8 protein-coding genes are annotated in these 11,771 nt (G+C 71.5%); 4 read left to right on the forward strand and 4 right to left on the reverse strand.

The genetic code is table 11. The features are described 5' to 3' along the window. Positions 1 to 174 precede the first annotated feature (174 nt). The 3 genes from nirB to P8A18_RS09615 all read left to right on the forward strand — a co-directional run bounded on the left by nirB (position 175) and on the right by P8A18_RS09615 (position 4,127). Complete coding sequence (nirB, locus tag P8A18_RS09605; protein ID WP_306060784.1) at positions 175 to 2,757, forward strand: nitrite reductase large subunit NirB; 2,583 nt, start codon at positions 175 to 177, stop codon at positions 2,755 to 2,757. Next, a complete protein-coding gene (gene nirD / locus P8A18_RS09610) occupies positions 2,757 to 3,116 on the forward strand; it encodes a nitrite reductase small subunit NirD (RefSeq protein WP_306053447.1) in 360 nt (119 codons plus the stop codon). Before nirB ends, nirD begins: the two co-directional genes overlap by 1 nt. Before the next feature lie 81 nt (positions 3,117 to 3,197). Beyond that, complete coding sequence (locus P8A18_RS09615) at positions 3,198 to 4,127, forward strand: oxidoreductase (RefSeq protein ID WP_306053448.1); 930 nt, start codon at positions 3,198 to 3,200, stop codon at positions 4,125 to 4,127. Positions 4,128 to 4,137: 10 nt separating this feature from the next. On the opposite strand, the gene P8A18_RS09620 is transcribed toward P8A18_RS09615, so the two are convergent. The 4 genes from P8A18_RS09620 to dusB form a co-directional block, all read right to left on the reverse strand. Then, positions 4,138 to 4,548, reverse strand: coding sequence for a VOC family protein (locus P8A18_RS09620; protein ID WP_306053449.1), 411 nt, complete (start codon positions 4,546 to 4,548; stop codon positions 4,138 to 4,140). A gap of 166 nt (positions 4,549 to 4,714) precedes the next feature. Beyond that, a complete protein-coding gene (locus P8A18_RS09625; RefSeq protein ID WP_306053450.1) occupies positions 4,715 to 5,719 on the reverse strand; it encodes an ArsR/SmtB family transcription factor in 1,005 nt (334 codons plus the stop codon). A 515-nt stretch (positions 5,720 to 6,234) separates the two neighbouring features. Beyond that, a complete protein-coding gene (gene ppdK / locus P8A18_RS09630; RefSeq protein ID WP_306053452.1) occupies positions 6,235 to 8,946 on the reverse strand; it encodes a pyruvate, phosphate dikinase in 2,712 nt (903 codons plus the stop codon). A 578-nt stretch (positions 8,947 to 9,524) separates the two neighbouring features. Further along, positions 9,525 to 10,673 carry a tRNA dihydrouridine synthase DusB gene (dusB, locus tag P8A18_RS09635; protein WP_306053453.1) on the reverse strand — a complete coding sequence of 383 codons (1,149 nt, stop codon included), beginning with the start codon at positions 10,671 to 10,673 and terminating at the stop codon, positions 9,525 to 9,527. Between the two features lie 142 nt (positions 10,674 to 10,815). On the opposite strand from dusB, the gene bla reads away from it, so the two are divergent. Continuing rightward, on the forward strand, positions 10,816 to 11,760 hold the full coding sequence (bla, locus tag P8A18_RS09640) for a class A beta-lactamase (protein ID WP_306053454.1): 945 nt from the start codon (positions 10,816 to 10,818) through the stop codon (positions 11,758 to 11,760). Positions 11,761 to 11,771: the final 11 nt, after the last annotated feature.

The following is an 11,771-nucleotide window of genomic DNA, read 5'->3' on the forward strand; positions in this document are numbered from 1 at the left end:
CGCCCCGGCCGGCCCTCACAGGCGCGGGCCCCGGCCGCTGAGCGCAAGGTTCCTCCCGGGAAACAGCGGGGATCCGGACGGGTAACACCGCCGGACCACGCTTCCGTCATGAGCACGCGGGCCCCGTACCCGTGGCCCCTGCCCCACCCGCTCACCGACGACGGAGGCCCTGAGATGCCGGTGCCCACTCCCCCGCCCGCCCCCGCTTCCCCGCCGGCCATCGTGGTCGTCGGGCACGGGATGGTCGGCCAGCGCTTCCTGGAGGGCCTTGCCGAGCGCGGGCTGACCGCGGCGGCCGGTACCGCCCGGGTCGTCGTCCTGTGCGAGGAGCCCCGCGCCGCCTACGACCGGGTCCGGCTGACCTCGTACTTCTCGGGCCGGACCGCCGACGACCTGTCGCTGGTGGAGCCGGGCTTCATGGAGCGGCACGGCTTCGAGCTGCGGCTCGGTGACCCGGCCGAGTCCGTGGACCGCGCGGCCCGTACGGTCACCGCGCGGTCGGGCGAGGTGTTCGCGTACGACACGCTGGTGCTGGCGACCGGCTCCTACCCGTTCGTCCCGCCGGTCCCCGGGAAGGACAGCGAGGGCTGCTTCGTCTACCGGACGATCGAGGACCTGCTCGCCATCGAGGCGTACGCGAGGACGGCGACGACCGGCGCGGTGGTCGGCGGCGGGCTGCTCGGTCTGGAGGCGGCGGGCGCGCTGAAGGGGCTCGGTCTCGACACGCACGTGGTGGAGTTCGCGCCGCGGCTGATGCCGGTCCAGGTGGACGAGGGCGGGGGCGCGGCGCTGCTGCGCACCGTCGAGGACATGGGCCTGACCGTCCACACCGGGGTCGGCACCCAGGAGGTGACCGTGGGCGAGGACGGCTCGGTGACCGGGATGGCCCTCTCGGACGGCTCCTCGCTCGCCACGGACCTGGTGGTCTTCTCCGCCGGCGTACGTCCCCGCGACCAGCTGGCCCGGGACTGCGGTCTGGCGGTCGGGCCGCGCGGCGGGATCGTCGTGGACGAGGAGTGCCGTACGTCCGACCCGGCGGTCTTCGCCATCGGCGAGTGCGCGCTCGCCTCGGACGGCCGGGTGTACGGGCTGGTCGCGCCCGGCTACGAGATGGCGCTGGCGGCCGCCGAGGTGATCGCGGGCGGGCGGGCCGCGTTCGGCGGCGCCGACCTGTCGACGAAGCTGAAGCTGCTCGGGGTCGACGTGGCCTCGTTCGGCGACGCCCACGGCACCGCCGACGGCTGCCTCGACGTCGTGTACGCGGACGCCAGGTCCGGGGTCTACAAGAAGCTGGTGATGGCGGCGGACGGCACCCTGCTGGGCGGGGTGCTGGTGGGCGACGCCGAGCAGTACGGGACGCTGCGCCCGATGACCGGGACCGTGCTGCCGGTCGCCCCCGAGCAGCTGGTGCTGCCCGCCGGGGCGGGCGGCCCGGTGGCGCTCGGCCCCTCCGCGCTGCCGGACGAGGCGGTGATCTGCTCCTGCCACAACGTCACCAAGGGCACGATCCGCGCCCACACCACACTGCCCGAGGTGAAGAAGTGCACCAAGGCGGGCACCGGCTGCGGCAGCTGCGTCAGGACCATCGGCCGGCTGCTCCCGCGGAGCCGGGACACGGGCCTGTGCGGCTGCTTCGCGTACACCCGCAGCGAGCTGTACGAGATCGTCCGCACCCTGGGGATCACCTCGTACGCGGAACTCCTCGACTCCCACGGGCGCGAGGCGGCGCGCGGCGGTGACGGCTGCGAGGTCTGCAAGCCGACGGTCGGCTCGGTCATCGCGTCTCTGGCGCCGACGGTCGGGGCGAGCGGCTACGTCCTGGACGGCGAGCAGGCGGCGCTCCAGGACACCAACGACCATTTCCTGGCCAACCTCCAGCGCAACGGCTCCTATTCGATCGTGCCGCGCATCCCCGGCGGCGAGATCACCCCGGAGAAGCTGGTGGTGATCGGTGAGGTGGCCCGCGACTTCGGGCTCTACACCAAGATCACCGGAGCTCAACGCATCGACCTGCTCGGCGCCCGGGTCGACCAGCTGCCGCTGATCTGGACCCGGCTCGTCGACGCGGGCTTCGAGTCCGGGCACGCGTACGGCAAGTCGCTGCGGACGGTCAAGTCCTGTGTGGGGCGGACCTGGTGCCGCTACGGCGTGCAGGACTCCGTGAAGATGGCGATCGACCTGGAGCTGCGCTACCGGGGCCTGCGCGCCCCGCACAAGCTGAAGTCGGCGGTCTCGGGCTGCGCCCGGGAGTGCGCGGAGGCCCGGGGCAAGGACTTCGGGATCATCGCCACGGCCGGCGGCTGGAACCTGTACGTGGGCGGCAACGGCGGCGCCACCCCGCGCCATGCCGACCTGCTCGCGCAGGACCTGTCCGACGCCGAACTGGTGCGGCTCATCGACCGGTTCCTGATGTTCTACATCCGCACGGCGGACCGGCTGGAGCGCACTTCGGCCTGGCTGGAGCGCGTCGACGGCGGTCTGGAGCACGTCCGGGACGTCGTCGTGCACGACTCGCTCGGGCTCTGCGACGAGCTGGAGCGGCTGATGGCCGACCATGTGCGCGGCTACCGCGACGAGTGGGCCGAGACCATCAACGACCCGGAGCGGCTGCGCCGGTTCGTCACCTTCGTCAACGCCCCGGACATGCCCGACCCGTCGGTGAGGTTCGTCCCGGAACGCGACCAGGTCAAGCCCGATCTGGACATCCTCGCCGGCCCGGTCCTCGCCGTCCGCACTCTCGAAGGGACCGCCTCCTGATGACGACGCAGACGATGGAGACCGCGCGGAGCACCCGGGCCGTCCGACTCGCCACCGGGGACGGCTGGGTCACGGTCTGCGACCGCTCGCTGCTGACCCCGGGCCGCGGGGTCGCCGCCCTCCTCCCGGACGGGCGCCAGGTCGCGCTGTTCGTGGACCGGGCGGGGCGGACGTACGCGATCGACAACCGGGACCCGTTCACCGGCGCCTACGTCCTCTCGCGCGGCCTGGTCGGCTCGGACGGCGGGCGGCCCTTCGTCGCCTCGCCGCTCCTGAAGCAGCGCTTCGACCTGGCGACGGGCGCCTGTCTGGACGACGACGAGGTCCACGTACCGGTCTTCGAGGTCCGGGCGGACTGACCTCCCGCACGCGCCGGCGGCCGGAAGAACCTCTGAACGGGCCCTTCCGGCCGCCCCGGGCCCCGGTCGTACGCTTGATCCATGAATCAGGGCTGGAACGCGCGCGACATCCCGGACCAGAGCGGCCGCAGGGCCGTGGTGACGGGAGCCAACAGCGGGATCGGGCTGATCACCGCGCGGGAGCTGGCCCGCAGCGGCGCGCGGGTGCTGCTCGCCTGCCGTGACGAGCGGCGCGGCAAGGAGGCGGCGGACCGCATCCGGTACGCGGTGCGGGGCGCGGACGTGGAGTTCGCCGCGCTGGACCTGGCCGATCTGTCGTCCGTACGCGAGTTCGCGGCGGGCTACCGGGCGGACCGGCTCGACCTGCTGATCAACAACGCCGGGGTGATGGCCCTGCCCTACGGGCGGACGGCCGACGGTTTCGAGACCCAGTTCGGCGTCAACCACCTGGGCCACTTCGCGCTCACCGGACTGCTGCTGCCGAAGCTGCTGGCCACCCCGGGCGCCCGGGTGGTGAGCGTCTCCAGCGGGCTGCACGCGCTGGCCGACATCGACATGGGCGACCTCAACAGCGAGCGCGACTACCGCCGCTGGGTCGCCTACGGGCGCTCGAAGACCGCCAACCTGCTGTTCGTCCATGAGCTGGCCCGGCGGGCGGCGGCGGCCGGCAGCGGTCTGGTCGCCGCCGCCGCGCACCCCGGGTACGCGTCGACCAACCTCCAGACGGCGGGCGCCCGGATGGAAAACCGCAGGCTGGCGGAGCGGGTCATGGAGCTCGGCAACCGCGTCATCGCCCAGCCCGCTTCGGCCGGCGCCCTGCCCACCCTGTACGCGGCCACCGCGCCGGGTGTGCGCCCCGACTCGTTCACCGGGCCGCGGCTGCTGGGGTGGCGCGGCGCGCCCCGCCCGTCCTGGCGGGCCGGCTGGACGCGCAGCGACGTGGCGGGCGAGCGGCTGTGGGTGGCGTCGGAGCAGCTGACCGGGGTGACGTTCGCGGTGCCCGGGGCCTGAGCCCCGGGCGTCAGCCCTGGTCCTCGACGGCGGACAGGTCCATCCAGACGACCTCCCAGATGTGGTGGTCGGGGTCCTGGAAGGACCGGCCGTACATGAAGCCGAGGTCCTGCGGCTCGTTGGCGGGCGATCCGCCGTTCGCGAGGGCGGCGTCGGCCAGCTCGTCCACCTTCTCGCGGCTGTCCGCGCTGAGCGCGAGGATCACCTCGGTGGACGTCGAGGCGTCCGCGATCTCCTTCTTGGTGAAGTCCTTGAAGCGCTCCTCCTGGAGCAGCATCGCGAAGATCGTGTCGCTGATGACGAGACAGGCGGTGCGCTCGTCGCTGAACTGCGGGTTGAAGGAGTAGCCCAGCTTGCCGAAGAAGCCCTTGGCCGTCTCCAGGTCCTTGACCGGCAGGTTCACGAAGATCATCTGAGCCATGGCTGTCTCACTCTCTCGGTGCGTGATCCGTGTGCGTCGTCCGGCGTACGGGATGTGTGTCCGTCGAACAGGTGTCGACAGGTAGACGCCCGCACCGCCGGAAACTCATCGGTGGCGGGCGGCAGATCCTTTCCGCGCGGCGCCGGACGGAAAACCGCCGGGGCGCTCAGGTCACCGCGAGCGGCGCCCCGCCCCGCAGCAGTGAGCCGCCGAGCGGGGTCAGGGTGTGCAGGACCGAGCTGCCGTGCCGCAGGGTGTGGACGAGCCCGGCCTCGCGCAGCACGCAGGCGTGCTGGCTGGCCGAGGCGAGGGAGACCCCGGCGCGGCGGGCCAGTTCGCTGGTCGTGCAGCCGTCGCCGATGGCCCGCAGGACCGTGGAGCGGGTCTGGCCCAGGAGCCGGCCGAGCCAGGGGCCCGGTTCGGCGAAGGCGGGGGCCGCGGGGTGGGCGACCGGGTAGACGAGGACGGGCGGGAGCAGGGGGTCGCGCAGGACGACGGGCGTGCCCCGGCAGAAGTACGACGGCTGGAGGAGCAGTCCCCGCCCGTCCAGGTGGAGATCGCGGTCGACGGGGTAGTCAGCCTCCAGGACGGGCGCCCGCCAGCGGATCACGGGCGGGAGCGAGGCGAGCAGCTCGTTGGTGCCGCCGTCCAGGAGCGCGCGGCCCCGGATGACGCGGTCGGCCTCGACGGCGGACTGGATGTGCGGCCAGTACGGCTCGACCGCGGCGCGGTGGTAGTCCCGCAGGGCCCCGACGAGCCGGCCCAGGTGCGCGTCGCCGCCCTCGCGCAGCGGTTCGAGCCGGGCGCGCCGGGCCGTGCGCCGGGCGCCGGGCGCGGTCCGGTCGTCCACCATCGCTATTTCGGCCCGCAGTCGCTCGGGCGGGGTCGCGCGCACGGCCTCCATTCCGGCGTCGAGAGCGAGTGGTTCCGCGCTTTCCTGAGAAGGCGTCAGAAAGTCGGGGAAATATCCGCGCGGCGGAACCACCGCGGACAGCAGACGCACTTCACCGCTCAGCCGGGGGCGGGTTTCCGTGCGCCATTTTCCGAACACCGCGGAAGCCCTCCGGTCCCTCAGCCGGTGAAAGCTGAGAATGGTCTCCCACAGCGCGTCGGGCCCGGCGGCCATCCGCACCTTGGAAAGGTCCCATCCGGAGACATGGATACGCAGCACCGAACTCCCACCCCTTGCACCTGCAATTCCCCTCTCGCAAGAGTATGCGAACCGTAACAGCACGTCACCACGGGGTTTCGGCCAGAGGTGAAACGTCTCGCCCCGACCCGCCGCCGGACGAAAGGCTGTACGACGTCGGGTGCGAATCCGGAGCCACCGGAAGAGCGAGTGAAGGCCGTGGGGGGTTTTGCTCGTTCGGCGGCGGTTGGCAATGGTGCGGCTCCGCACTCGATGGGGGTAAGCGGGGTGCGGCCCATGGATGGGGATCCATGGGCCGCACCCCGGTTCGTTCGGACCGATTTCTTTGCGTATTAAACGAAGCAATGGACGCTGGTAACCCGGCCGTCGGCCGGAGTAGGAATTACCCGGACATGACAACTACTGGGGGGCGGGTACGACAAGGCGGCGGCACCCCCGCACAGGGTGCCGCCGCCTCCGGAATTCCGCGTCGGCCGCCGGTTCGGTGAGGGTCGGACGAACCGGCGGCGGCCGCGGAATCAGTGCTGGGTGCCGCGTCAGCGGCTGTCGCTGCCCCGCGGCCCGGCGGCCGCCCGGCCCGCTTCCAGCCGCGCCACCGGAATGCGGAACGGCGAGCAGGAGACGTAGTCGAGGCCCGCCTCGTGGAAGAAGTGCACCGACTCGGGGTCACCCCCGTGCTCCCCGCAGATGCCCAGCTTCAGGTCGGGGCGGGTGGCGCGGCCGGCCGCCACGGCACTGCGTACGAGCGAGCCGACGCCGTCCTTGTCGATCGTCTCGAACGGCGAGACCCCGAAGATGCCCTTCTCCAGGTACGCGGTGAAGAACGAGGCCTCCACGTCGTCGCGGGAGAAACCCCACACCGTCTGGGTCAGGTCGTTGGTGCCGAAGGAGAAGAACTCCGCCGCCTCCGCGATCTGCCCCGCCGTCAGCGCGGCGCGCGGCAGCTCGATCATCGTGCCGATCTTCAGCCTGAGGTCGGTGCCGGTGGCCGCCTCCACCTCGGCGATGACCCGGTCCGCCTCCTCACGGACGATCTCCAGCTCCTGGACCGTGCCGACGAGCGGGATCATGACCTCGGCGCGCGGGTCGCCCTTGGCGTTCTTACGGGCGGCGGCCGCCTCGGCGATGGCCCGCACCTGCATGGCGAACAGGCCGGGGATGACCAGCCCGAGGCGGACCCCGCGCAGACCCAGCATCGGATTCTGCTCGTGCAGCTTGTGCACGGCCTGGAGCAGCCGCAGGTCGTTCTCGTTGGCGTCCTTGCGGGACTCCGCGAGCGCCACCCGCACCGACAGCTCGGTGATGTCGGGCAGGAACTCGTGCAGCGGCGGGTCCAGCAGCCGTACGGTGACCGGCAGCCCGTCCATCGCCTCGAACAGCTCGATGAAGTCCGCCTTCTGGAGCGGCAGCAGCTGCTCCAGGGCCGTCTCGCGCTCCTGGTCGGTGTCGGCCAGGATCAGCTTCTCGACCATCTCGCGGCGCTCGCCGAGGAACATGTGCTCGGTGCGGCACAGCCCGATGCCCTGGGCGCCGAAGCGGCGGGCCCGCAGCGCGTCCTCGGCGCTGTCGGCGTTGGCCCGCACCCGCAGCCGGCGCACCCGGTCCGCGTACGCCATGATCCGGTGCACGGCCGCGACCAGCTCGTCGGCGTCGTCGGCGCCCGCGTGCATCCGGCCCTCGAAGTACTCGACGACCGGGGACGGCACGACGGGGACCTCACCGAGGTACACCTTGCCGGTGGAGCCGTCGACGGAGACGAGGTCGCCCTCCTCCACCACGGTGTCGCCGACCATCAGCCGGCGGCGCTTGGTGTCGACCTCGATCTCCTCGGCGCCGCACACACAGGTCTTGCCCATGCCCCGGGCGACGACGGCGGCGTGCGAGGTCTTGCCGCCGCGCGAGGTCAGGATGCCCTCGGCGGCGATCATGCCGTCCAGGTCGTCCGGGTTGGTCTCGCGGCGGATCAGGATGACCTTCTCGCCGGAGCGGGACCACTTGACGGCGGTGTACGAGTCGAAGACCGCCTTGCCGACCGCCGCACCCGGCGAGGCGGCGATGCCCCGGCCGAGCCGCCGGGTCTTGGCGGTGTCGTCGAAGCGCGGGAACATCAGCTGCGCCAGCTGCGCCCCGTTGACCCTCTGAAGGGCCTCGGCCTCGTCGATCAGCCCCTGGTCCACCAGCTGGGTGGCGATGCGGAAGGCGGCACCGGCGGTGCGCTTGCCGACCCGGGTCTGGAGCATCCACAGGTGGCCGCGCTCGATGGTGAACTCGATGTCGCAGAGGTCCTTGTAGTGGGTCTCCAGCGTCTCCATGATCTTGAGCAGCTGGTCGTAGGAGTTCTTGTCGATCGTCTCCAGTTCGGCGAGCGGCACGGTGTTGCGGATGCCCGCGACGACGTCCTCGCCCTGCGCGTTCTGGAGGTAGTCGCCGTAGACGCCCTGGTGGCCGCTGGCCGGGTCACGGGTGAAGGCGACGCCCGTACCGGAGTCGGGGCCGAGGTTGCCGAAGACCATCGAGCAGACGTTGACGGCGGTGCCGAGGTCGCCGGGGATGCGCTCCTGGCGGCGGTAGAGCTTGGCCCGGTCGGTGTTCCACGAGTCGAAGACCGCCTTTATGGCCAGGTCCATCTGCTCGCGCGCGTCCTGCGGGAAGTCGCGGCCCGCGTCGCGGGTGACGATCTTCTTGAACTGCTTGACCAGCTTCTTCAGGTCGGCCGCGTCGAGGTCCACGTCGACGGTGACGCCCTTGGCCTCCTTGGCGGCCTCCAGCGCCTCCTCGAAGAGGTCGCCGTCGACCCCGAGGACGGTCTTGCCGAACATCTGGATGAGGCGGCGGTAGGAGTCCCACGCGAACCGCTCGTCACCGGCCTGGTCGGCGAGGCCCACGACGGAGGCGTCGGAGAGGCCGATGTTGAGGACCGTGTCCATCATCCCGGGCATCGAGAACTTGGCGCCCGAGCGGACCGAGACCAGCAGCGGGTCGTCGGCCTGGCCGAGCTTCTTGCCCATCCGCGTCTCCAGGGCGCCGAGGTGCGCACTCACCTCGTCGCGGAGCGCCACCGGCTCCTCGCCGCTCTCCAGGTAGACCTTGCAGGCCTCGGTGGTGATGGTGAACCCGGGAGGGACGGGGAGACCGAGGTTGGTCATCTCGGCGAGGTTGGCCCCCTTCCCGCCGAGCAGGTCCTTGAGATCCTTGTTGCCTTCGGTGAAGTCGTAGACGAACTTCTGCACATCACTGTTTTCCGACACGGTCTCGACTCCTCGAAGACGCGGTGGCTGCCCTGACGGCGAGGAACATACCCAGATCGAAGGTGCGTGGGTACGTCCACTTGCGCGTCATGGGGCCGCAACCACCCGTCCGCCAGCAGATCGAAAGTCACCCCGTCGACGGGCCCCATGGATCAGTGCGTTCAGGACTCGTACACAGAATTACGGAGAGCATCCCGATACCGGCGATTCGGTGGCTGAAAGTAGCCGAAGCCTCGATCGATCAAAGTAGAGGCACCTGGCACCCAGTGCCATCATTTGAGAAATGCAGCCCCCATTTTCGCGCTCATCAGAGCGCGAGCACTCTCAGAGTGGCGAGAATCACGCCGGAATAGCCGCTCAGATGTCACCATCCGGACACCCGTTTGGTAACTGCACGCAGAGATCGCGCTCACGCAGAGGCAGAAGCCTGGGCCATACGCATGCGCAGAGCACCGATCCAGGGACAGGTGACCCGATTCGCGCCCCATAAAGCGCTCAAATGAGCAGGTGATGTGGGAGGGGGTAAGAAGAACGGGAGGGGCACCCCGTGCCCCTCCCGTCACACCGCTCTCTCAGCCTCAGCCCCCGGAGGTGTCCAGCTCCGCGTCGGCACCGATGCCCGCGCAGTCGTACGGGTCCTTCAGCCAGCCGTCCGGAAGGGCCACCCGGTTGTTGCCCGAGGTGCGCCCGCGCGGACCGTCGGCGCCGTCCGGCCAGGGCTGGTCCAGGTCCAGCTCCTGGAGCTGGGAGCCGAGTTCCTCCAGCGAGGAGGTGATCGCCAGCTTCTTGCGCATCTCGGAGCCGACCGCGAAGCCCTTGAGGTACCAGGCCACGTGCTTGCGGAAGTCGATCACACCCCGGGCCTCGTCCCCGATCCACTCCCCCAGCAGCGTCGCGTGGCGCAGCATGACGTCCGCGACGGTGCGCAGCGTGGGCGCCTGCCTCGTCGCCGTCCCCTCGAACGCGCTGACCAGATCGCCGAACAGCCAGGGGCGGCCCAGGCAGCCGCGCCCCACGACCACGCCGTCGCAGCCGGTCTCGCGCATCATGCGCAGGGCGTCGTCCGCGCACCAGATGTCGCCGTTGCCGAGGACCGGGATCTCCGGGACGTGCTCCTTGAGGCGGGCGATGGCCTCCCAGTCGGCGGTGCCGCCGTAGTGCTGGGCGGTCGTACGGCCGTGCAGGGCGACGGCCGTGACGCCCTCCTCCACGGCGATCCGGCCGGCGTCGAGGAAGGTGAGGTGGTCGTCGTCGATGCCCTTGCGCATCTTGATGGTGACGGGCAGGTCCCCGGCCTGCGAGACGGCCTCGTGCAGGATCGCGCGCAGCAGCGGCCGCTTGTACGGGAGGGCCGAGCCGCCGCCCTTGCGGGTGACCTTGGGGACGGGGCAGCCGAAGTTCAGGTCGATGTGGTCGGCGAGGTTCTCGTCCACGATCATGCGGACCGCCCTGCCGACGGTGGCCGGGTCCACTCCGTACAGCTGGATGGAGCGGGGGGTCTCGCTCGCGTCGAAGTGGATGAGCTGCATGGTCTTCTCGTTGCGCTCGACCAGCGCCCTCGTCGTGATCATCTCGCTGACGAACAGCCCCTTGCCGCCCGAGAACTCCCGGCACAGCGTGCGGAAGGGGGCGTTGGTGATGCCGGCCATGGGGGCCAGGACCACCGGCGGCTGCACGGTGTGCGGGCCGATGCGGAGCAGCGGGGGCGAGGGGGCGAGCGTGGTCATGGCCCTATTGTCCCGTACCCGCGCCACTGCTCCGCGGGCGGCCGGGGCCCGCCGGGGCGGGGGAAAGGGGCGGGCATTGTCGGAGCACCGCCGTAGCGTGGGGTTTCCGGCAACGAGCCGGCTCACGAAGGAGACGAAGGCCATGCTGCCCACCTCACGCTTAATCCGTACCGGCACCGCGGCCCCCAGCCGCCGCAGGCTGCTCACGCTCGGCGGCGCGGGCGCCGCCGGGGCGCTGCTGCTCGGCGCGGGACCCGCTCGGGCGGCGACCGCGCGGGCGTCCGCGTCCACGACGGCCCGGCTGCGCGAGCTGGAGCGGGTGCACGGCGCCCGCGTCGGGGCCTTCGCGTACAACGTGGCCACCGGGGTCGCGGTCCGCCACCGGGCCGACGAGCGCTTCCCCATGCTGTCCACCTTCAAGACGTTCGCCGCTGCGGCCGTCCTGCGGGACCTGGACCGGGACGGGGAGGTCCTGGACAAGGTGATCCACTACACCGAGGCGGACTGCGTCTCCGATTCGCCGGTCACGAACACCCCGGAGAACATCGCGAACGGGCTGAGCGTCGCCCGGCTGTGCGACGCGGCCATCGGCGACAGCGACAACACCGCCGGCAATCTGCTGCTGCGCGAGCTGGGCGGCCCCGGCGCGGTCACACGTTTCGCCCGCTCGCTGGGCGACCGGGTGACCCGGCTGGACCGCTGGGAGCCCGAGCTCAACTCCGCCGAGCCGGGCCGGGTCACGGACACGACGAGCCCCGCCGCGATCGCCCGTGACTACGCGCGGCTCGTCCTGGGGGACGTGCTGGAGCCCGGGGACCGCGAACGGCTGACCGGGTGGCTGCTGAACTGCCGGACGAGCGGCACCCGCTTCCGGGCCGGTCTGCCGGTGGAGTGGACGGTCGCGGACAAGACCGGCGGCGGCTCGTACGCCTCGTGCAACGACGTGGGGATCGCGTGGACGCCCGAGGGGGCGCCGGTGGTCCTGGCGGTGCTGACGACGAAGCCCGACGGCGATTCCGCCGCCGCGGGCGACCACCCGCTGGTCCGGGACGCGGCAAAGGCCCTGGCGGCAGGGGTCGTTAGTTAGTCGTACTATCG

The sequence above is a fragment of the Streptomyces sp. Mut1 genome (assembly GCF_030719295.1).
Classification (GTDB): domain Bacteria; phylum Actinomycetota; class Actinomycetes; order Streptomycetales; family Streptomycetaceae; genus Streptomyces; species Streptomyces castrisilvae.